The organism is Clostridium boliviensis (assembly GCF_033342255.1).
GTDB classification, from domain to species: Bacteria; Bacillota; Clostridia; order Lachnospirales; family Lachnospiraceae; genus Lacrimispora; species Lacrimispora boliviensis.
In genome coordinates, this window is sequence record NZ_JAWONS010000006.1 from 1 (window position 1) to 629 (window position 629).

Annotated in this window: 1 protein-coding gene; it reads right to left on the reverse strand. The window is 57.9% G+C overall.

The annotated features are described in order from the left end of the window. The coding region (locus RZO55_RS00370; protein ID WP_318062320.1) for a cation diffusion facilitator family transporter at positions 1-542 on the reverse strand (542 nt) is incomplete at its 3' end. Between the last annotated feature and the right edge of the window lie 87 nt (positions 543-629).

Genomic DNA, 629 nt, shown 5'->3' on the forward strand with positions numbered 1-629 from the left:
ATCCCGATACCGATCAGCGGGTCCAGCAAAGTGAAGTCGGTGAGGCTGACCAGCACCAGGCTGAGGGCCACCCCGGCGGAGGAGTAGACATCCGTCAGCAAATGCAGCGCATTGGAGCGCATGGCGACGGATTTGGCCTGGATTCCGGCCTTTTTGACGATCAGGCCGACCACCAGGTTGATGATGGCCCCGAGCGCCATGACCGCTGCACCGAGCAGGGGAAAGTGCAGGGGGGAGGGGTTCAGCAGTTTTTCGCAGGATTCGATGATGATCCAGATGCCGGCCACAAAGATCAGCAAAGTTTCAATGGTTCCCGAGAGGTTTTCGATCTTCCCGTGGCCGTAGGGATGGGTCCGATCAGGGGGCCGTTGGGAATAGCGGACCGAAAAAAAGGCCATGATGGAGGCGGCCAAATCCAGCAGGGAGTGGATGGCTTCGGAGAGTATGGCCACGGAACCGGTGTAGATACCGGCTGCCAATTTGAGCAGCACGACGGTGGAATTGCTCACAATCGACAAGCTTGCGGCGCGTTGCGGTCTCAATAGGACCCCCTCCCCTTCTGGTGTGCGCGAAAAAATTGGTATTCATGCAGACAAGTTGCGGATGGGCAAATAGGAAACCCGGTGACA